The organism is Gottfriedia endophytica (genome assembly GCF_017814275.1).
Taxonomy (GTDB): domain Bacteria; phylum Bacillota; class Bacilli; order Bacillales; family Bacillaceae_G; genus Gottfriedia; species Gottfriedia endophytica.
Genome location: NZ_JAGIYQ010000006.1, coordinates 92072 through 113021 on the forward strand (window position 1 = coordinate 92072; position 20950 = coordinate 113021).

The 20950-nt window shown below is 33.5% G+C and carries 20 protein-coding genes; 3 read left to right on the top strand and 17 right to left on the bottom strand.

Translation table 11 applies throughout. The features are described from left to right. Positions 1-428: 428 nt before the first annotated feature. Positions 429-1136, bottom strand: coding sequence for a hypothetical protein (locus J5Y03_RS10925; RefSeq protein WP_209405506.1), 708 nt, complete (start codon positions 1134-1136; stop codon positions 429-431). Between the two features lie 245 nt (positions 1137-1381). After that, positions 1382-1999, bottom strand: coding sequence for a hypothetical protein (locus tag J5Y03_RS10930; protein WP_209405509.1), 618 nt, complete (start codon positions 1997-1999; stop codon positions 1382-1384). Positions 2000-2302: 303 nt separating this feature from the next. Here J5Y03_RS10930 and J5Y03_RS10935 point away from each other — a divergent pair, with 303 nt between their 5' ends. After that, on the top strand, positions 2303-3010 hold the full coding sequence (locus tag J5Y03_RS10935; RefSeq protein WP_209405511.1) for a class I SAM-dependent methyltransferase: 708 nt from the start codon (positions 2303-2305) through the stop codon (positions 3008-3010). 95 nt (positions 3011-3105) lie between these two features. On the opposite strand, the gene J5Y03_RS10940 is transcribed toward J5Y03_RS10935, so the two are convergent. The 10 genes from J5Y03_RS10940 to zwf (J5Y03_RS10980) form a co-directional block, all read right to left on the bottom strand. Further along, a complete protein-coding gene (locus tag J5Y03_RS10940) occupies positions 3106-4026 on the bottom strand; it encodes an RnfABCDGE type electron transport complex subunit D (RefSeq protein ID WP_245208857.1) in 921 nt (306 codons plus the stop codon). Further along, entirely contained in the window at positions 4010-4768 is a 759-nt protein-coding gene (locus tag J5Y03_RS10945) for an FAD:protein FMN transferase (protein WP_245208858.1), read from the bottom strand. Before J5Y03_RS10945 ends, J5Y03_RS10940 begins: the two co-directional genes overlap by 17 nt. Further along, positions 4756-4947 carry a hypothetical protein gene (locus J5Y03_RS19835; protein WP_245208859.1) on the bottom strand — a complete coding sequence of 64 codons (192 nt, stop codon included), beginning with the start codon at positions 4945-4947 and terminating at the stop codon, positions 4756-4758. Before J5Y03_RS19835 ends, J5Y03_RS10945 begins: the two co-directional genes overlap by 13 nt. 31 nt (positions 4948-4978) lie before the next feature. Further along, positions 4979-5551, bottom strand: a complete 573-nt coding sequence (locus tag J5Y03_RS10950) for an FMN-binding protein (RefSeq protein ID WP_209405513.1) — start codon at positions 5549-5551, stop codon at positions 4979-4981. 147 nt (positions 5552-5698) lie between these two features. Beyond that, positions 5699-6952 (bottom strand): sensor histidine kinase, encoded by a 1254-nt coding sequence (locus J5Y03_RS10955; protein ID WP_209405516.1) that lies wholly within the window; start codon positions 6950-6952, stop codon positions 5699-5701. Further along, a complete protein-coding gene (locus tag J5Y03_RS10960; RefSeq protein ID WP_209405517.1) occupies positions 6936-7628 on the bottom strand; it encodes a response regulator transcription factor in 693 nt (230 codons plus the stop codon). Before J5Y03_RS10960 ends, J5Y03_RS10955 begins: the two co-directional genes overlap by 17 nt. Before the next feature lie 262 nt (positions 7629-7890). After that, positions 7891-8664 (bottom strand): TIGR01457 family HAD-type hydrolase, encoded by a 774-nt coding sequence (locus tag J5Y03_RS10965; protein ID WP_209405518.1) that lies wholly within the window; start codon positions 8662-8664, stop codon positions 7891-7893. A 402-nt stretch (positions 8665-9066) separates the two neighbouring features. Beyond that, entirely contained in the window at positions 9067-9306 is a 240-nt protein-coding gene (locus J5Y03_RS10970; RefSeq protein ID WP_209405519.1) for a hypothetical protein, read from the bottom strand. 173 nt (positions 9307-9479) lie between these two features. Next, on the bottom strand, positions 9480-10373 hold the full coding sequence (gnd, locus tag J5Y03_RS10975; RefSeq protein WP_209405520.1) for a phosphogluconate dehydrogenase (NAD(+)-dependent, decarboxylating): 894 nt from the start codon (positions 10371-10373) through the stop codon (positions 9480-9482). 47 nt (positions 10374-10420) lie between these two features. Beyond that, entirely contained in the window at positions 10421-11887 is a 1467-nt protein-coding gene (zwf, locus tag J5Y03_RS10980; RefSeq protein ID WP_209405521.1) for a glucose-6-phosphate dehydrogenase, read from the bottom strand. An 875-nt stretch (positions 11888-12762) separates the two neighbouring features. Here zwf (J5Y03_RS10980) and J5Y03_RS10985 point away from each other — a divergent pair. After that, positions 12763-13374, top strand: coding sequence for an HD domain-containing protein (locus J5Y03_RS10985; protein ID WP_209405522.1), 612 nt, complete (start codon positions 12763-12765; stop codon positions 13372-13374). 76 nt (positions 13375-13450) lie between these two features. On the opposite strand, the gene J5Y03_RS10990 is transcribed toward J5Y03_RS10985, so the two are convergent. Then, positions 13451-13963, bottom strand: coding sequence for a GrpB family protein (locus tag J5Y03_RS10990; protein WP_209405523.1), 513 nt, complete (start codon positions 13961-13963; stop codon positions 13451-13453). Positions 13964-14621: 658 nt separating this feature from the next. Here J5Y03_RS10990 and J5Y03_RS10995 point away from each other — a divergent pair. Beyond that, on the top strand, positions 14622-14939 hold the full coding sequence (locus J5Y03_RS10995; protein WP_209405524.1) for a winged helix-turn-helix transcriptional regulator: 318 nt from the start codon (positions 14622-14624) through the stop codon (positions 14937-14939). Between the two features lie 405 nt (positions 14940-15344). Here the strand turns inward: J5Y03_RS10995 and fsa are convergent, their stop codons facing one another. The 4 genes from fsa to zwf (J5Y03_RS11015) all read right to left on the bottom strand — a co-directional run bounded on the left by fsa (position 15345) and on the right by zwf (J5Y03_RS11015) (position 20625). Then, a complete protein-coding gene (gene fsa, locus J5Y03_RS11000; protein WP_209405526.1) occupies positions 15345-16013 on the bottom strand; it encodes a fructose-6-phosphate aldolase in 669 nt (222 codons plus the stop codon). Positions 16014-16062: 49 nt separating this feature from the next. Further along, the gene (gene gnd, locus J5Y03_RS11005) at positions 16063-16956 is read right to left on the bottom strand and encodes a phosphogluconate dehydrogenase (NAD(+)-dependent, decarboxylating) (protein ID WP_209405528.1); all 894 of its coding nucleotides are present in this window, start codon (positions 16954-16956) and stop codon (positions 16063-16065) included. Between the two features lie 123 nt (positions 16957-17079). After that, positions 17080-19074, bottom strand: a complete 1995-nt coding sequence (tkt, locus tag J5Y03_RS11010) for a transketolase (RefSeq protein ID WP_209405530.1) — start codon at positions 19072-19074, stop codon at positions 17080-17082. Between the two features lie 33 nt (positions 19075-19107). Then, complete coding sequence (gene zwf, locus J5Y03_RS11015) at positions 19108-20625, bottom strand: glucose-6-phosphate dehydrogenase (protein ID WP_209405532.1); 1518 nt, start codon at positions 20623-20625, stop codon at positions 19108-19110. Positions 20626-20950: the final 325 nt, after the last annotated feature.

Below are 20950 nucleotides of genomic sequence, written 5' to 3' on the forward strand. Positions count from 1 at the left end.
GAACAGTTTGGGAAAGAGTATCGTAGAAAGTATATATAAAATGGACAGTTTAATAAAATATCCCTGAAAAAATCAAGCAAATAAAGGATGGATCCGGTATTCGATCGGATTCATCCTTTTTAATGTCTTTACTTCTAATAAAAATTTCCTTACTGAATTACCATATCCAAAATGGTTATTTTTGAAACGTTTAAACCAACAAATTTTTGACTATACTTCATAATACACGGTTCCTTTTGTTTGTAGCTCTACATTTGGTTTGGGTAGGTTTTTTATCACTCCCATTATTGCCAAGTGCAACCTACGATAAGCAAAACGGAGCCGTTTCGTTCATTATGACTATATTGTCCGTTTTGCATTATAAAAAGACTGTTTTAACAGTCCTTGATGATTACAAATTACGCATGCCTCTAGTTAGATAAGGAATATTAGTTTGGAATAAATGCTCCAATTTCTTCCGACAAAATAGATGGTTCCCACGGATACCAGAAATAAGTTGTCCCGTCAAACTGCATGTTATACTTATAAGCAATTGGTTCGTCTGTATATAAAACCATTTCATAATCAGTAGGGTCACCTTTTGTTGTATCGGGTTGGAAGTCGGGTTTTTCTTCACTGTTCTTCAAGATTTTGAGGAAACGATTCACTTTTTCTTTGTCATTAATCCTTGTAATCTTTTTCGTATTTGGTACATAGCCTTGATAGATTTCAATCGCATTCACTTTTTCAATAGGTACATTCTTAAAATTCCATTGATATTCATATTTATCTCTTTCGTAATAAATTCGATAACCGTTTATTGAACGAGTATCCTTTACTGCTAGTAGATCAGGATTTCCTTTGATCCTATAAATTTCTGTCCCCTTCTCGTGGAACGCAGCATCTCCATCTTTTATTTTGTAGCGTGAATTAGTGACGTTATCTGCTACTTGAAACTTTACTTTTCCTAGTTTCTTTCCAATGAAATTTCCATCAGATACTACTCCCGAATGTATACCATAGTACATTTTTCCATCCCATTTAATAAAATCAACCCAATCTATGATTGCATGACCACCTATAGGTATAGAGCGACAACCTACTAATAGTAAAAGCAATATTATAAACATTAATAAATGCATATTTGATCTTCTCATCAGATCCCCCTTACAATAAAATGACATACCTACTATATAAATTGGGACAGTCTGTTTAATTTTAGACTTTGTTAATTTATATTGTTTTGTTTTCTTGCATACAAAATCAATATTCAATACTTAATTGAATATCCCTTTTCTTATTCACCGATCCTGCCCTTTAGCATAATAAAAAGATCTGCATAGGCAGACCTTCATGTTCTTAACTATATGCATGTGTTAGTTTAATAATTTTTAATATATTGTTACTGTAATATCACACTATAACTTCTATCAGTAACCCTGGCATAACCTTTGAGCAATTTAATCCAGTAATCGTCAGTTATTCCTTTTTCACGATACAATTCCCAGAATTCAGATGAAACACCTTTTTCTCCAACTTTTCCTGTAATTTCGAATGTGTCTTTAACAACTTTATGATATTCTTGCATCAATTTTTCCATCTTCTTTAAGTTCTCAATTTGTTCTTCTGTTAATTTTATTTCATCGTGATCTATGCTTATTCTATATAAAAAAAAGGAATAGTTTGAATTTATCTGAATTACATCATTACCATCATAATCTCTTAATAAATCAGTCTCTTCACCCATTCCTCTTAAATCCTGTGTATCCATTGCTATATCGTTAAAACCATTCTCAAGTTCTCCTGCTTGCACTTTAGTTAACTTTCCAGTTTTTATTACATCTTGAAGAATTCCCAGGTTATATAATGCAGATTGTGAAATACCAACGATTTTATTAACTAAGACAACAGAAAGATAGCTTTCATAAGCCCTTTTTTCCTTTTCTGAATGGATAAATAATAATAAAAAAAGTAACAAACCAGCTCCCAAAAAGAAATAAATTACAAATTGCTTTTTCAAACGATCCCTCCCACTTATATTTAAACAAAATATAGATTTTCTAATTAGAGCAAATATCATTTTTTATTACAAAAAATGTATAATTCTCTTTTATTTATTCAATGTAACAGTTAAATAGTCCTTTTCTTATTCAACTGTCCATTAGTCAATATCAACAATGTAGGTTAACAGAGCCATCCTATAAATAATTAGGAAATAAAATCAAAATTTGTATTTAGAAGGATATCTCGTGTAAGAATAAGACTATTCACTAGTAGAAATTGAAATTTCGATTCAACATTTAAATAAATTAGGAGGCATATCATGAAAAAAGTAAATTATGGAATAGATGCCTTATATATCATAAAAAATCTTGTTTTTGCTAGCATTGTTATCATTTTTTTATCCTTAATTATCTACATGCAATTTTCATTTGGAATGTTTGCAATTTTTTTAGGGATAAGTGGAATTATATTACTTTTAAAATCAGTTCTGATGCTTTACACAAGTAAAATATCAAAATTAAAACAACGAAAAATTGTGGTTTCCCTTGGACAGTTAAATGGGGATGAGCAAATATTAGATATCGGTTGTGGTCGAGGCTTAATTTTAATCGAGGCAGCAAAACAGTTAACAAGTGGAAAAGCAATTGGGTTAGATATATGGGAAAGTGAAGATCTTACAGGGAATACAAAGGATGCAGCAGAAGAAAACGCTAAAATTGAAAATGTGTTTAATAAAGTAGAATTTGTTGAAGGCGATGCTAGACAATTGCCATTTTTAGCTACTTCTTTTGATGTTGTTTTTTCCAGTATGGCTTTACACAATATTCCTACAGAAAGAGAAAGAATTAAAGCAATTAGAGAAATTGTAAGAGTATTGAAGCCAAATGGACGTTTTGTCATTCAAGATATAAAATCTACTACCCTATACTATAAAGTATTTCAAAAAGCAGGCGTTTCAGAGGTACATATAGAAGGTCCATATTTCAATATGTTCCCTCCTGTACGAATTATAGTTGGAAGAAAATAGGATTTAGGAAAACAGAAAAACCACAAAAAACACCGTTCATCTTCGAACGGTGTCCTAAATTTACTTTACTGGCAATATACTCAAAAACTATTTTCCTAATTCCTACTCCCTTTTGCTTTCCAATTACTTTGCCATGCTTTCCATGCATTTCCGAAAAGTAGGCCAACTAGTAAATAAGCTAATCCTTGGAAAAGAGCGAAGTCAATTATACTAACAACCGCTACAATGATTCCAAACCATACTTGGTCCTTATACTTTGCAGGAGAAGTAGGTGGATCTGTAAGCATAAAAAATGCTAAAAATAATACTGAGTTAATGTACGGATTTCGAAGAGCGTCTAACGCATCAACGGTATTGTTATACGGTGTAAGAGCTAAAATTAGATAGATTAAAAAATAGGTCCCTAAAAATGCAAATACTTGAGGGAATTTATTAACCTTTTCAGTGATTAGATAACCACTTATTAAAAGTAAGACAATACACCAAGATGGTAGTAGTGAAAATCCTCCCCACCAACTTTGACCGCTTGAAAAAATTAAAATTGCGAAATATAACCCAAAAGCAGCAGGATTAAAAATAGGCTTCTTTTTAATTTTCAAGAAATGCTTTGATAATATAGCAACAGTTGCTGTTATAGCTGTTTGGTAAAACGGAATAGACGAACTTAAAACTAGTCCAATAATTAATCCTGTCAGAATTGCTCCGTCAGGAACTTTTATTTTATGCTTTAGAATAACCGCTAAAATTAAATCAACGATTACCGCTGCTAACACAGCAACGCTGGTGTTTAATATTCCTTCTTTCCCACCTGAACCAATTGCAGTAATTCCCATAATAATCAATAGGATTGCAATGAGAATGCTTTTAGGCTTCTTCAGCTTAATTCCTTTTTGTTTCGTTTGATGACGATTGCTTCGAATCTCACTTTCTCCAACAGTAACGCTACCTTTAGGTGTTGATAAAATATTATTTTCCATTTGAAAGGTCGAGCCACCTCTTTTATTTGTTTTCATCATAGTGATAATCCTCCATTTCCTTGGTCGTATAGGATGAAAGGGACGGTGTAATGATAATTCCATTTATGCCATGATCTTCAAGCAACTTTATTCCATCTTCCTTCCCAAGGATAAATGCTACCGTGGAAAAAGCATCTGCCATCATAGCAAATGGAGCTAAAACAGTACTACTAATAGAATCTTTTGCTGTTTTTCCTGTATAAGGATTGATCAAATGTTGCTTATTTTCATCTTTCGGACTTACTCTTTCATAATTTCCAGACGTACACACAGCCATATTCGAAACCTTTAATGTGTGAATTATATGATCTGTATTTAGAGGATTGCGAATCCCGATATTCCACAATTCATCATCTTCATTCAATCCCCCTGCGTAAATATCTTCACCTGCATCTACTAAATATCCCTCAAACTGACTTAATGCTTTCGCAGCCAAATCAATTGCAAATCCTTTTGCTACAGCACCAAGATCGATAATTAAAGGCTTTTTTAATAGAACAGTTTTATATTCATTGTTTAAAACAATGTCTTTATAGGAAACAGGAGTAGTAAGATCTAGGTTTGACTCAATCTTGTTTCTTGTTAAGTAATGACGATTAAATCCGTAAGATTCAAGCGTGAATCCAACAGTGGGATCAAATACACCTTTTGTCAATTTTGCAACTTCATATGCAAATCGTATTGTTTCAAATAAAATGTCACTTACTACAACAGGTACCCTAGCATGATTCAATAGTTGCATAACTTCACTTTCTTGAATCGACTACAAACATCCTCTACTGTTCGGAATGCCTGAAAAGCCATATTCATACAATTATTTACTTCATTAGATGATTTTGTTGTAATTACTTTAAGACTAACAACCGTATCCATGAAAAGGCTGGATTTCGTGTAACTTACTTTTTTGTTCTCAGTTAACATTTTAATACCCCCTTTTCTTAAAATCCGCTGATTAGTTTCTTGCTTTTTGAAGGGCTTGCTCTACTGCATTTTGGAAATCTTCTGTACTTTTTGTTGCACCAGATACAACATCTACATTTGCACTTTGACGTGCAATTACCTGACTTGGCAAATGGATAATATACGATTCTGAATAACGTGTATGACAGTTTACAATTTCAACATTTGTAATACGATCATTTTTGATAGTTACAGCTACTTGAACAGATCCAATTCGGTTCATCCCTACACCATAGTAGGTTCCATCTTTATAAATACTTGAAGTATGTTGTTTGACTTGAGATGAATGATGACTCTTGTGAATAACCACATGATGTTGACTTTTATTCGATTGTTGAATAGTGATTTTTCCTTGATCACCACTGTCTTTCGATGCCACGTTTGATCCTTTTGACTGTGGATCTATTTTTATTTGACTTTGATTATCATTTGGCCCAGTTGGAACTTGAGCTGCCGTTTGATCTATAGTTGATGCACTTGATTGAGTAACAAAATATCCTGACATGTACACAGCTCCTACTGCTGCTGAACATAACGTAATCATTTTTTTGTTCATCTTTGCCATTTAAATTCCTCCTAGTAGGATTTCGCTTTTTTTTTACATATAAAATGTCTTAACTATATTAAACCAGCTTACTTTTAAATTTTTTTTAAAATGGATTTTATTTTAATTGAGATATAAATAAAACCCACCATTCAAACGGTGGGTTCATTAAAAGTGATCCTTAATCGGAAGTTTTATTAATACTTTCGTTCCTTCATTTTCCTTACTTTCTATTTTAATTGTTCCTTCGTGTACTTCTACAATCCACTTCGCAATGGATAATCCGAGTCCTGTTCCTCCAGTTTTTCTTTCTCTATTTTTATCACTTCTATAAAAGCGGTCAAAAACTCTTGGTAAATCTTTTGATGGAATTCCAACCCCTGTATCCTCAATTGATAACTTTATAGAATTCCCTTCTTTACGACAAAAAAGAGTGACTTTCCCTTCTAATGGTGTAAATTTTAGAGCATTGTCTAAAAGGATGACAAATAGTTGATGAAGACGTTCTTTATCACCAAAGTACATTATGTTGCCTTCAATTTTTCCTGATAACAAAATGTCTTTTGTTTCTGCAATGGGTTCAAATTGTTGGACAATAAGAGTAAGAAGTTCATCTAAGAAAAATGTAGATGGATTAATTAATTGATCATTTGAATCTGTTCTAGCTAACGTAAGCAAATCTTCTACTAGTTTTGTCATTCGGTCAACTTCAGACAAACTTTTGTAAATCGATAAACTTTCTTGTTCAATCGTATTTGAAGGATGCCTGAATAGCAGTTCTAAGTGGGTTCGAATGACTGATAAAGGCGTTCGAAGCTCATGTGAAGCATCAGCGGCGAATTGAGACTGTTTTTCCCATGATCTCTGAATGGAAACAAGTACCCTACTTGCTAAAAAAAGACCAACTAAATAAGACAAAATTAAGCTAACTCCAATACCAACGCAAATGATGACAAGTAAATTATTTAACATAGCTACTTCAGGATCAATATTATAAACTAATTCAATTGTCTTAACTCTCGTGTTATGTGTCTTACCGATCGTTACTTCATTTGATTTTACCGTTAAAATTCGATAAGTATGGGTCTGAATAGCTTGTGTACGTAGTCTTACATCCTGTTCTTTAGGAGACAGAAACGCAATTTCTTTTTTATAGAATTCCTTTTGAGGATAACTACTTATGAAGTTTCCATTTTTGTCCCAAAATAAATAAATGATTTTTCTTTCTGATTCTCGCTTGTTTTCTAAAGTAGATTCAACACCTTGCTTATGTTCAACAGCCTCTGTAGAAAGCCTATCATCAATATTTTTATATGTAATACGGTACATATAGAAATATAAGAATACTCCTAAAAAAGTTAATATAAAAAAGAAGACAAGCGTATATAAGGAAACGAGTCTGATTTTAGTTTTTCGAAACATCCTGCTCATCTCCTTTTAGCATGAAGCCTATTCCACGAATTGTTTTAATAAAATAATCACATTCGTAATTTGCCAATTTTTTTCGAAGATGATGAACATATACATCTACAACATTTAATCCAGATTCTGAACTAAATCCCCATATTCGATTAAATATTTGATCTCTTAATAAGATTTGTTCATTATTACGAATAAAAAATTCTAATAACAAATATTCTTTCAATGTTAAATTTAATTTGTCCTCATTAATATAGCCGTCATGGTCACTTTCATTTACTTTGATTGGTCCGTATGAAAGAACATTCTCGTTTCTTTCTCCCTTCCCACGAATCAGGACACGAATTCTTGCCAATAATTCTGGTGACGCAAAAGGTTTTATCAAATAATCTTCCGCCCCTAAATCTAACCCTTTTACCCGATCCTCTACTCGATCTTTAGCAGTCAAAAGAATAATCGGTGTTTTTATCCCATTTTCTCTTACTGTTTTTAGAATCGTAAAACCATCAACTTCAGGCAGCATAATATCTAAAATGATTGCATCATATATATTTTGATTAGCTAATTCTACTCCATCATAACCATTTTGGGCAGTATCAACATCATACTGTTCCTCTTTTAAAATGCTGACAATTCCTTCTAAAATTCCTATTTCATCTTCTACAACTAATATTTTCATATCTTCCTCCTGTTAAAAGAAGACTAAGCTTCACTTAAAAATAAAATATCACTATTTTTTTAAAATTTAATTAAAACGAAAAGAAAGATTCGTAAAATCGGCAGTTTTACAATCTTTGTATTATTACTATGTCCACGAAATCTATTCTGGTTGCAAACTTTAGAGCGTATTTGTACTGATAAATTACTATCCACACACAAAAAAAGCATGTCCAAAAATATTTCAGGACACACTTTCTTTTTTATCCAAGTACTTCTACTTTTTACTCCTCGTCAAAAACCCACTCTGCTAGTGAAGAGAGTGCATACGTTGGTTGGACTTCTATGTCTTTTAAATGTTCTTTCATTGTAACACCAGTATGAACTAGTAATGAATCAATACCAGCATTGATTCCAGCTAAAATATCAGTGTGATAGTTGTCACCAATCATCAGTGTTTCTTCTTTAGATGTTCCTAATACTTCTATTGCTTGTTCCATAATAATTGACTCTGGTTTTCCGATAAAGACTGGTTGAACACCCGTAGCGACAGTCACGACTGAAACAAGAGAGCCGTTTCCAGGAAGAAATCCTCTTTCCGTAACGAGCGCTGCATCACCGTTTGTCGCAATGAATCTTGCTCCGTTATGAACATTTAATGTTGCACCTACAAGCTTTTCATATGTAATGGATCTGTCTAAACCGATTACAACGTAGTCCGCATTTTGCTCTACGATTTCGAATCCTTTTTCATTTAAGGAATGACGAATTCCCTCTTCACCAATCACATAAACTTTAGCATCGGCTTTCTCATCATAAATAAAATTTGCTGTAGCCATACTTGTTGTAAAAACGTGATCAGCAGTTGCAGGAACACCCATTTCAACTAACGTCTCAGCTACTTTCGCTGGATGTTTTGTAGAATTATTCGTTACAAATAAATATGGTAAATTTCTTCTTTCTAATTCCTTTACAAAAGTAACGGCTTCTTCAATTATTTCAGTACCACGATAGACAGTTCCGTCTAAGTCAATTAAAAATCCTCTATATTTTTTCATCATATTCTCCCCCTAATCTGGCTGCTTAGATATACTTTCTTAGCGAAATGATCTCAACTATTTATTATATAGTAATAATGTTTCACATCAGTAATCCTCTTATACCCCTTAACACTAACATAGACAATGACTTAACAAACTACGTGTTAAAAAGTACAATCCTATTATCTTATATTGTGAAGTAATTTACTAATAATTACATTTACTGAATAAATGTGAAGAAGACTCGTTTAGCTGTTGCATACTAATTTTACTTGTATAATGAATTTAAATTTCATACTAAATGTGAACTTTTTAGAAAGAATGATATGAAACAATGGATAGGCCGAGTGTACAAACATCATGAAGAAAAAAAAAGAGAACCAATCGTGTTAAACAACACAATCTCGGTTCTCCTATAACTTATTTAATGCCGAAACTTCCAGAAAATTGTTTCACAACTGCTATTATTTCATCTAATTTATCTGGTTTTATTAAGCTAATCATCTTAGGGACGAACTCTTGAATATCATCTTGTGAAAAAGTGCCTTCATTTTGCTTCTTGAAGTTTTCAATAAGAATTTCTTTTGCTTCGTTCTCCTTGCCCTCTTGAACTCTTTGTAAAATAAAATTTAAAAACATTTCTTGACCCTGTTTATCCACTTTTGTTGCCTCCTAAAGAAATAAAATTATAACACCTTTTGGTTTCGTTTTTATTATAACATCAAAAGGTGTATTTCATATTATTTTAATCTAGTTTTTTTAACAACCAATTCTTATTTCAAAAGTTATTCAAAGAATAAAAAGCCCTGTTCTAATTAAACAGGGCTTTTTATTTATTTCTTTTCAACAGCATGTCCACCAAATTCATTACGTAATGCTGCTACTACTTTACCTGTAAATGTATCATTTTCTAACGAACGATAGCGCATTAACAGTGACAGCGCGATAACAGGAGTAGCTGTTTGTAAGTCTAATGCTGTTTCAACTGTCCATTTTCCTTCACCTGAAGAATGCATGATTCCTTTAATTTCATCCAGTTTTGCGTCCTTCGAAAATGCTCGTTCTGTTAAATCCATTAGCCATGAACGAATAACTGAACCATTATTCCATACTTTTGCTACTTTTTCGTAATCATAGTCAAATTCACTTTTCTCTAATACTTCGAATCCTTCTCCAATGGCAGCCATCATTCCATACTCAATTCCATTATGAACCATCTTTAAGAAGTGACCACTACCTGCTCCGCCAGCATATAAATAGCCATTTTCAACTGCTGTATCTCGGAAAATAGGTTCAACAATGCTCCAGGCTTCAGCATCTCCACCAACCATGTAACATGCACCGTGGCGAGCTCCTTCCATTCCACCTGATGTTCCAGCATCCATAAAATGTACTCCGGCTGTTTTTAAATCATTATAGCGACGTAGAGATTCTTTATAGTGAGAGTTTCCAGCTTCAATCACGATATCTCCATTTGTTAATAATGGCTTAACCTCATTTATAACAGAATCAACAACACCATGTGGAACCATTATCCAAAGAATTCTTGGTGTCTCTAATGTTTGTACAAGTTCCTTTAAACTTGAGACACCTTGTGCACCAAATTGTTTCATTTCTTCAACGGCATTCGTGTTCAAATCGAAGGCCACAACTTCATGCTTGTGATCGATTAAGTTTTGACCTAAGTTTAATCCCATTTTTCCTAAACCGATTAATCCTATTTTCATGTTCATTTCCTCCTATAAAGTTTATTGTTTGTAAGCCCTGAACTGATTCAATCCCACCAAACAAATCCATCCTCCTCTAATAATTGATGTGAAGCATCTGGTCCCATTGAACCTGAAGGATAGGAATGAAGAGGGATACTATTCTCCTCAAATGCCTCTAAAAGAGGTTGTACCCATCTCCAAGATAGTTCAACTTCTCTCCAATGAGCAAAGTAAGTAGAATCACCTCGTAAAGCATCGAAAATTAACAGCTCGTATGCTTCTGGTACTTCCTTTTGGTCAGCTGAAAATTCTACACGTACAGGCTCAACTTTCCCTTCATTTACCAGGTTCTTACTATTTAATTGCAAGGAAACCCCGGTATTTGGGCCAATCTCAATAATAAATAAATTCGGAGCAGTTTCTTCATTGTGATTTTGATTTAAAAATAAATCCTTTAACGGATTTTTAAATTCAATAATGATTCGTGTAGACTTTTCTTTCATTCTTTTTCCAGTACGGATATAAAATGGTACGCCACTCCAAAAACTATCATCAATCCATAAACGAGCAGCAACAAATGTATCATTCGTTGAAGTTTCTTCAATACCCGGCTCTTCTTTATAGCCAATCACTGCTTCCCCTTTAATTTCACCTGCAGCATATTGACCACGGATTACTTGTAAACCTACTTCACCTTTTTCTAAAAGTCGAAGAGATTCCATAATTTTTCTTTTCTCATAACGAATGTCCTTTGCACTGATTCGTTTTGGTAAGTGCATCGCAGTCACCATTAGCATTTGCAGCATATGATTTTGAACCATATCTCGAATAGCACCAGAAGTGTCATAGTATCTTGCTCTTTCTTCTACCCCTACAGTTTCACTAGCTGTAATTTGTACATTGGCAATGTATTCATTGTTCCATAATGTTTGTAGAATAGGATTGGCAAACTCTAATGCTTCTATATTTTGAACCATTGGCTTTCCGAGATAATGATCAATTCGATACACTTCATTCTCATCAAAAGCTTTACTTAATTTTTCATTTAAATCTTGTGCCGATTGTAAATCATGACCAAATGGCTTTTCAATAATTAGACGCTTCCAACCTTTCGTATTCGCTAAGCCACTTTCTTTAATATTTAACGTAATCACATCAAAAAATTCTGGTCCTACTGATAAATAAAATAGACGATTTTCAGGAAGATTGAATTCCTTTTCTCTTTGTTGAACCAGTTCAAGTAAACCTTGATATCCTTCAACATTAGTTGCATCTAAAATATGATAGCGAATCGTTTTGATAAAATCAGCTACTTGAACATGATCATCTATAAAACGTCTTGAAAAAGTTTTTAATGCTTCTTCAACATGCGTTTGAAATTCGTCATTTGAATATGGTTTTCGACCTAACGCAATGACAGAAAATGATTCCGGTAATTTGTGATCTAAGTACAAATTATATAAAGCCGGGAAAATTTTTCGTTTTGCTAAATCCCCCGTCGCTCCAAATAAGACAAACGTCATTGAATCCATTGTACTTCCCTCCATTTTTAGAATTCTTCACTGTTCCCTTTTATATAAAACGCATCTAAATACAGGGCTTAATCAGATAAAAAGGAATGCCGTATGTAATCTCATCTAAAGCACAATAATCATTTCTTATTATTTGTGATATAGATTTAAACATTCATTTTAAAATGGAAAAGCTAAATTTTTACAATTCACGTTTGTCGTAATTCGACCGTTTTCTGGGTTAATTCAACCGTTTTTCGTATTAATTCAGCCGTTTTTTCATTTATTCAACCATTTTTCGTATTAATTCAGCCATTTTTTCTTTTATTCGGCCATTCTCAGCATTAATTCGACCACTTTTCACTTTTATTCGGCCAACTCTGTTATTTATGGTCCATTTTTCTTTATATATGGTCCATTTCTGACTTTTTATGGGCCATTTTCGGTTATTTATGGTCCATTTTCCGGTTTATATGGGCCGTTTTCCACATTATATGGGCCATTCCCCGTTATACTTCCGCAATATTAGTTCGAACCACAAAAAAGACCGTTATGTGTTCAGCATAACGGTCTCATCTTATTTTTTTTAACTAACTATTCCCTATTTCCTGTTACAAATACTGATTTTTATTCAATTCATATGCCCTAATATGATGATTGTTCAAGTAGGTCAGCATATTTAAGTCTGAGGAATATGGAGATAGGTGTGTCATCATGAATTTACTATAATTCAATTTAAGATTTAAATACCTCATGATACACTCCCTTTCTAAATTCTAAGGTAACTCTTCACCTTAATACTTCAAGTTTCTAGATAACATTCTTAAACTCTGATATCATTTTACTAAATAGTCAGAAAATAAAAAATAATTTCCGTCATAGAGAGGAGATTTTGGATGGATATTGAAAAAATCACAAAAATTGCTTTTAAAAAAATGGCTAAAAGAAAAGCACATCTTGAAAGGGAAAAAGGTTATATATTTTACCACTGTCAAAGAGTTGCTAAATTGGCAATTAATTTACGAAAGAGCATCCACCCTTCAGATGATTCATTCGATGACATTATTTACGTTGGTTCCTTATTTCATGATGTTACAAAAGGGATTGAACCCCATAATGAAAGTGGCTCAATATTAGTGAAAGAGATTTTAAAAGATTACTGTTCTATCGAAGAAATTCAAATGATTTCCGAAATCGTTAGACTACATAATCAAAGAGGAAATGATAACCTTCCATATTACCTAAAAATCGTTCAAGATGCTGATGTTCTTGACCACTTTGGTAGCGGAGAAATTTGGTTAAAGTTTTTTTACAGTGCTCACCACGAGGAAAATGTGTTTGAGGCATTGGAGACATGGAATAGTACATGGTTTAAAGATTATTATAAAAAAACAAGAGACTCATTAAACTTTGATCTTTCAAAGGAAATTTTCGACAATAAAGCTGATTTTCATAATAAATTTGTGGAACGGTTTGCTATGGAAATCAATGGAGAGATTTCAATTTAGTAATTGTTTATTCTATAGAGGGTGCTAACTTACCCTCTACAGGGTAAGTTTAAAAAAATTGAGCTTATTAATTTATTCAACTTCGGTACCAAGCTAATGCTTTTCGCTCAATCTTTATGACTATTTTTTCTTTTCCCTCAATGTACGATTCAATATCATAAGGAAACTGTTTAGACAGTTTTTCTTTTATATTCCCATATTTAATTACATCTTCTGGATGCGTTCTCAAATAGTCACGAAATGCAAGATGTCTTTCAATTTCAGAATTCCCCTGCTCATAAATATGTACGTGATGGGTTCTTTGATCGCCGCCTTTTTGAAAATATCTTCGTTTAGGAATCCCATTTTCTCCTTTTGGTTCATATCCAATCGATACCATGGCGTTATCATACCCATCAATTCTCTTAATGTCTTTCACAACAGGTAAAATATCAATAATTGGTTTTGCTTTCATTCCTTTTATTGAAGTACTACCAATGTGATGAACATCAATTAGTTCATCACCAAAGACCTTACTTAATTTATGTACTTCTTCTTTAAATAACGAAATCCATTCCTCGTTATACTTTGTCACTTCAACCTTTCTCATATCCATTACCTCCCGACTGAAAATTAAAGAAAACGGAATTTATTCATTGTACCTGTACGATTATCTATTGCATTCCAAACTATTTACTTTCTCCATGCGAATACAATATCCTTCATTTATTTTATATGTGTACATTTAGAAGTATCTTTAAACTTCAATAGATATTTCTACTTTAAGACATACTTACTTTGTTACTTTATGTAACTTTTTTTATTTAATTTTAGAATGTACCTCCCTTATTTCCCCCTTATACCTTTAAAAAATATTAGAAAAGAATTTTTTGGCTAATTTATCATCTTTAAAGCGCATACATTTTATTTCCATATAGAGAAATATTGGTGTATTATTAGTTTATAGGCTTTGTAATATTTGATATAACAAATGAGAAATTCAAAGTTACAATTAATATATAAGTTACTTTTTGTTTATCGAAAATGTATCTAATTTAAAAATTAATTAATATTTAACCACTCTTATATAAATATGATCAGATATGATTCCCCAGTATTTTTTAGTTTTTTTCTCTATTAAATTCCATGTTTATTCATAGTATTTAATTTACTTAAAAGAGGAAATTATTTTTGTTATTTAATTTAAAGCATTTATAAAATACATATGAAATAGTTCGTACCGTTTTGTATAAAGGAGTTTTGAACAAATGGATGATCAGCCAAATTTAGGTCCTAAAGTAATAAATAGTTTCGAACTGATTGGCAAAAGATGGACAGGTTTAATTATTTATGTCCTAATGAGCGGACCTAAACGTTTTAGTGAAATTCATGCTACCATTTCAGATTTAAGTAAACGTATGCTCACAGAGAGAATGAAAGAACTTGAAGACCATGGAATAGTTGTGCGTCATGTTATCCCTGAACGTCCAGTTCGAACTGAATATTTATTAACAAAAAAAGGGACAGAACTTGGAAGAATACTTGGACCAATTAGCCAGTGGGCAGAAAGCTGGATAAAAGATTAAGTCCCTAAAAATGAATCCCACTCGAAGTAAATAGTGGGATTCTGTTTTTAAGCATTCAATACAATTACAATACAGTACATACTAAATTGAAACGTTTAATGTAGTTTTATAATCAAAAGCTCTTTTAGGATTTGTCATTTAAAAGTCAGAAGTTGATTGGAACGGAAGGGTGCTCGACTCCTGTGGGAGATGCGGGAAGGCTGAGACCCCACAGGAGCGTATGCGACGAGGAGGCTCAGCTCACGCCCCTAGGAAAGCGAGCATCCTGGAGTGGAAATCAACTTACACATACTAAAATAGCAACAATGTATACGAAAACAGCCTAATCAAAAAAGAGCGTTAGACATCCTACATTCAGGAGTCTAACGCTCTTTTTAAGAGTGTAAACACTCTAATTTAATTCAATTAGTTTTTAGGAGCTTTTGCCCAGTCTGCAGCGAATTTTTCAATTCCTTGATCAGTTAATGGGTGTTTTGAAAGTTGCTCAATAACACTGAATGGAATTGTAGCAATGTGAGCACCAGCCATAGCAACGCGAGTTACGTGGTCAGGGTGACGAACAGAAGCTGCAATAATTTGTGCATCTAAGTTGTGGATTAAGAATAATTCTGCAATTTTTTCTACTAATAATACGCCATCTTCAGAAATGTCATCTAAACGACCTAAGAATGGAGAAACGTATGTTGCACCTGCGCGAGCAGCTAATAGAGCTTGGTTAACAGTGAAAATAAGTGTTACGTTTGTTTTTACACCTTTTTTAGTAAGGTAACGACAAGTTTCTAGACCAGCTAAAGTCATAGGAAGTTTAATTGTAACTTTATCGTCTCCACCGTTGATTTTGATTAATTCTTCTGCTTCAGCGATCATTTCTTCAGCAGTTACAGCATCAGGAGATACTTCTGCAGAAACTGACTCAACTTCAGGTACTGCTTGGCAAATTTCAGCAATACGGTCTTCGAATTTTACGCCTTCTTTAGCAACTAAAGATGGGTTCGTTGTAACACCAGATAAAACTCCGATTTTATAAGCTTTTTTAATATCTTCTAAATTTGCAGTATCAATAAAAAATTTCATGAAAAATTACCTCCATTGATGTATTATCGATTTTGTATTTGTATTTGTTTTATTTCTTTTCTACAGCGTGACCACCGAACTCGTTACGAAGAGCTGCGACAACTTTACCATTGAAAGTATCGTTCTCTAATGAACGGTAACGCATTAATAATGACATTGCGATAACTGGAGTAGCTGTTTGTAGATCTAAAGCAGTTTCAACAGTCCATTTTCCTTCACCAGATGAATGCATGATACCTTTGATTTCATCAAGTTTAGCGTCTTTTGAGAATGCATTTTGAGTTAATTCCATTAACCATGAACGAATAACAGAACCGTGATTCCAAACTTTCGCTACTTTTTCATAGTCGTAGTTGAATTCGCTTTTTTCTAATACTTCGAATCCTTCACCGATTGCAGCCATCATTGCATACTCAATACCGTTGTGAACCATTTTTAAGAAATGTCCGCTACCAATTTCACCAGCGTATAGGAAACCATTTTCAACTGAAGTGTCATGGAAAATAGGCTCAACGATTTCCCAAGCGTCAGCGTCACCGCCTACCATATAGCATGCACCATTACGTGCACCTTCCATTCCTCCAGATGTACCAGCATCCATAAATCTGATGCCAAATTCTTTTAACTCATTGTATCTACGGATAGATTCTTTGTAATGAGAGTTTCCAGCTTCAACTACGATGTCACCTTTTTCTAATAAAGGAGCAATTTCGCCGATAACTGAATCAACAACAGCGTGAGGAACCATAATCCAAAGTACTCTTGGAGATTCTAATGACTCAACAAGCTCTTTTAAGCTTGAAGTACCTTTAGCACCATATTGTTCCATTTCTTTCACAGCATTTGTATTTAAATCAAATGCTACTACTTGGTGCTTATTGTCAATTAGGTTTTGACCTAAGTTTAATCCCATTTTTCCTAAACCGATTAATCCAACTTGCATGAAAATTTCCTCCTCAAGACTATTGTTTCTATATATAAAAGATCTTTAGCTAATGAATAGGAAACACCTTATTCATTAGCTAAGTCTAGATCATCAATTAAGAAATACTTACTTATCTATAGATTAAGCGTTTAATACGTCTTTAGTGATTTTAATAACATTTTGAGTTGTGAATCCGAATAACTCCATTACTGCAGCGCCAGTTCCTGAAGCTCCGAAAGTATCGATTGAAAGAACTTTACCTTTTGGTCCAACAAATTTTTCCCATCCAAGTGAAATACCCATTTCAAGAGATACACGGTTTGTCACATTAGCTGGTAGAACACTTTCTTTGTATTCATTTGATTGTTTATCAAATAATTCCCAACTTGGCATCGCAACTACACGAACAGATACGTTTTCTTTTTCAAGCTCTGATTTAGCAGCCATCGCTAAAGATACTTCTGAACCGGTAGCGATTAAGATTGCATCTGGATTTTCATTTGTTTGAGTGAACACATAAGCACCTTTTGAAAGGTCTGCAATGTTTCCTTTTGTTTCTTCATAAATCGGTAAGTTTTGACGGCTAAGAATTAAAGCAACCGGACCTTCAGTTTGTTGTAAAGCATAAGCCCAAGCGTTTGCAGTTTCGTTTGCATCAGATGGACGAATTACTGTAAGTCCAGGAATTGCACGAAGAGCAGCAATATGTTCAACAGGTTCATGAGTTGGACCGTCTTCTCCAACAGCAATTGAATCATGTGTGAATACATAAGTTACAGGTAATTTTGAAAGTGATGCTAAACGAATTGATGGACGTAAATAGTCATTAAATACAAAGAATGTACTTACGAAAGGTTTTACTCCACCATGAAGAGCTAAACCATTAGCAGCAGCTCCCATTGCATGTTCACGTACACCAAAGTAAATGTTTCTGCCAGCATAAGATTCTACTGCGAATGCAGCTTCACCTTTAATATCAGTCATTGTTGAGTGAGATAAGTCTGCACTACCACCGAAGATAGCAGGAACTTGTTTCACAAAATGATTGATTGCATTTTCACTTGCTACACGAGTAGAAACAGTTTTTTCTGTATCGAAAGTTAAAATATCTTTCGCTTCGATTAATACTTCACCAGAAATAGCTTTTGTTAACTCATCTGCTAATTCAGGGTATGCAGCTTTATAAGCATTGAACATTTCATTCCATTGGCTTTCTTTAGCAGCACCATTTTGTTTTAATTCTGCAAAGTGTGCTTTAACTTCTTCTGGTACAAAGAAATCTTCTTCGTAGTGCCATTCATAAGTAGTTTTTGTTGCTTTAGCTTCTTCTGCTCCAAGTGGTGCACCGTGTGCTTTGTTTGTTCCAGCAACTTTAGGGCTACCAAATCCAATGATTGTTCTAACTTCGATTAAAGTTGGTTGATCAAGGTTCTGTTTTGCTTCTTCGATTGCTTTTGTAATAGCAGCAACATCGTTACCATCTTCTACGCGAAGGTATTGCCAATTTGCTGATTCAGCTCTTTTTTGGATGTTCTCAGAGAAAGATAAGTTTAATTCTCCATCTAATGAAATATCGTTTGAATCATATAATGCAATTAATTTACCAAGTTTCATATGACCAGCCATAGACATTGCTTCATAAGCAACACCTTCCATCAAGTCACCGTCACCAACTAAAGTGTAAGTGAAGTGATCAACAACAGAATGACCTTCTTTATTAAATTTAGCAGCTAAATGAGCTTCTGCCATTGCCATACCAACTGATGTAGCAATCCCTTGTCCAAGAGGACCAGTTGTTGCTTCTACTCCGTCTGTATGTCCAACTTCAGGATGACCTGGAGTTAAGCTGTTTAGTTTTCTAAAGTTTTTTAAGTCTTCAATTGATACTTTGTAACCAGCAAGGTGAAGTAAGCTGTATAACATACTTGAACCATGACCTGCTGAAAGTACGAATCTGTCACGGTTAAACCATTTAGAATTTCCAGGATTGTGTTGTAAATGATTTGCCCATAATGCATAAGCCATTGGTGCTGCTCCCATTGGAAGTCCTGGGTGACCTGAATTTGCACGGTTAATTGCATCAATAGATAAAGTACGAATAGTATTTACTGATAAATTTTCAATAGAATGAGTCATTTGTTTTTCCTCCTAATATTTAATGATTTTGTTTTAAACTTGTAGAGCTAATTCTTTTTCTTTTACTTCAACAACTTCTTCAATGGTTTCTTCATCAAGCCACCATTTAAAGCCATCTTCTCGTAACAAGCTGTGTGCAGCCTCTGGTCCATAAGAACCTGAAGGATACGAATGAAGTGGTAATAATTGTTCTTTAAAAGCATCTAAAATAGGTTGTACATACTCCCATGACAATTCTACTTCTTTCCAGTGAGCAAAGAATGTAGAATCACCACGCAATGCATCATGAATTAGAAGTTCATATGCCTCAGGTACATCCTTATTATCATTCGCATAATCGACTTTTATTGATTCAGTTTTTCCGTTAGCCGGATTTCTACTATTTAACACATAAGACATACCTTCATTAGGATTGATTTCAATAACTAACAGATTAGGTAAAGTGTCTTCAATTTGATCTCCATAAAGCTCTTTCAACGGATTTTTAAATTCTACTACAATGCGAGTAGATTTTTCTTTCATTCTTTTTCCAGTTCGTATGTAAAAAGGAACACCATACCAAAAATCATCATCAATCCATAATCTTGCAGCTATAAAGGTGTCATTTTTAGAAGTTTCTTCAATCCCAGGTTCATGTAAATAGCCAACAACATTTTCACCATTTAGGACTCCTGGACCATATTGTCCTCTGATAACATGCGTTGCAACATCTTCTATTTGTAACGGACGAAGAGCTTCCATCACTTTAGTTTTTTCATTTGCAACTTCTTTAGCACTAATTTCTTTTGGCAGATGCATAGCAGTCATCATTAACATTTGAAGCATATGGTTTTGGAACATATCCTTAATTGCTCCAGTATGATCATAGTAGCCTGCTCGCTCTTCTACCCCAACAATTTCACTTGCTGTGATTTGAATATTAGCGATATATTTATTGTTCCATAAAGCTTGAAGGATAGGATTTGTAAATGCTAAAGATCCTAAGTTTTGAACCATCGGTTTTCCAAGATAATGATCGATTCGATAAATTTCTTCTTCTTCAAAAGCTTTACTTAATTTTTCGTTTAGTTCTCGAGCTGAAATTAAATCGTGTCCGAATGGTTTTTCGATGATCATTCGTTTCCAACCTTTTGTAGAACCTAAACCACTCTCTTTAATATTGAGTGCGATCATATCGAAAAATTCAGGAGCAACTGAAAGATAGAACATTCTATTTTCAGGAATATTTAATTCTTGTTCTCGCTGCCCAACAAACTTTAATAATTTCTTATAATCTTCTTTATTTGTTGCGTCAAATTGAACATATCGAATTGACTCAATAAACTCTACCATTTTAAAAGAGTTAGTTGTTTCACCACGAGAAAATTCCTTTATTGACTCTTCTACACTTTCTTGAAAATCATTGTGAGACATTCCTCTTCTGCCTAAACCAATGATAGAAAATGATGAGGGCATTTTCTGTTCGATAAACAGGTTGTAAAGAGCTGGATAGATTTTTCTTTTTGCCAGATCTCCTGTCCCACCGAACAAGACAAAAGTCATCGAATCCATGTTATTCCTCCTCAGATGGAAAAGAATCTAAACTAAAATTTATATGTAGATACTTTTTATTATATTGGTTACATTGCGTAACCATAGTAACTCTAAGATTTGTTACCGTCAAGTAAAAAGTGTCGAAATTATGAACTCAAAATAATGCCTTCAATATTAGAAGAATAATCTCTTTAATATACTGCATTCGTAATAGAATAGTTATCTTTTTAAATAATGTTTAGGCTGTTTTCGTATTCATTGTTGCTATTCTAGTATGTGTAAGTTGATTTCCACTCCAGGATGCTCGCTTTCCTAGGGGCGTGAGCTGAGCCTCCTCGTCGCA

Bases quoted from the DNA above. Each gene is read 5' to 3' on its own strand.
- fsa (WP_209405526.1), bottom strand. From the start codon at position 16,013: ATGAAATTTTTTATTGATACTGCAAATTTAGAAGATATTAAAAAAGCT.
- J5Y03_RS10925 (WP_209405506.1), bottom strand. From the start codon at position 1,136: ATGAGAAGATCAAATATGCATTTATTAATGTTTATAATATTGCTTTTA.
- J5Y03_RS10985 (WP_209405522.1), top strand. From the start codon at position 12,763: ATGGATATTGAAAAAATCACAAAAATTGCTTTTAAAAAAATGGCTAAA.
- J5Y03_RS19835 (WP_245208859.1), bottom strand. From the start codon at position 4,947: ATGTTAACTGAGAACAAAAAAGTAAGTTACACGAAATCCAGCCTTTTC.
- zwf (WP_209405532.1), bottom strand. From the start codon at position 20,625: ATGGATTCGATGACTTTTGTCTTGTTCGGTGGGACAGGAGATCTGGCA.
- gnd (WP_209405528.1), bottom strand. From the start codon at position 16,956: ATGCAAGTTGGATTAATCGGTTTAGGAAAAATGGGATTAAACTTAGGT.
- J5Y03_RS10965 (WP_209405518.1), bottom strand. From the start codon at position 8,664: ATGAAAAAATATAGAGGATTTTTAATTGACTTAGACGGAACTGTCTAT.
- J5Y03_RS10940 (WP_245208857.1), bottom strand. From the start codon at position 4,026: ATGATGAAAACAAATAAAAGAGGTGGCTCGACCTTTCAAATGGAAAAT.
- zwf (WP_209405521.1), bottom strand. From the start codon at position 11,887: ATGGATTCAATGACGTTTGTCTTATTTGGAGCGACGGGGGATTTAGCA.
- J5Y03_RS10935 (WP_209405511.1), top strand. From the start codon at position 2,303: ATGAAAAAAGTAAATTATGGAATAGATGCCTTATATATCATAAAAAAT.
- J5Y03_RS10995 (WP_209405524.1), top strand. From the start codon at position 14,622: ATGGATGATCAGCCAAATTTAGGTCCTAAAGTAATAAATAGTTTCGAA.
- tkt (WP_209405530.1), bottom strand. From the start codon at position 19,074: ATGACTCATTCTATTGAAAATTTATCAGTAAATACTATTCGTACTTTA.
- gnd (WP_209405520.1), bottom strand. From the start codon at position 10,373: ATGAAAATAGGATTAATCGGTTTAGGAAAAATGGGATTAAACTTAGGT.
- J5Y03_RS10960 (WP_209405517.1), bottom strand. From the start codon at position 7,628: ATGAAAATATTAGTTGTAGAAGATGAAATAGGAATTTTAGAAGGAATT.
- J5Y03_RS10990 (WP_209405523.1), bottom strand. From the start codon at position 13,963: ATGAGAAAGGTTGAAGTGACAAAGTATAACGAGGAATGGATTTCGTTA.
- J5Y03_RS10955 (WP_209405516.1), bottom strand. From the start codon at position 6,952: ATGTTTCGAAAAACTAAAATCAGACTCGTTTCCTTATATACGCTTGTC.
- J5Y03_RS10945 (WP_245208858.1), bottom strand. From the start codon at position 4,768: ATGCAACTATTGAATCATGCTAGGGTACCTGTTGTAGTAAGTGACATT.
- J5Y03_RS10950 (WP_209405513.1), bottom strand. From the start codon at position 5,551: ATGGCAAAGATGAACAAAAAAATGATTACGTTATGTTCAGCAGCAGTA.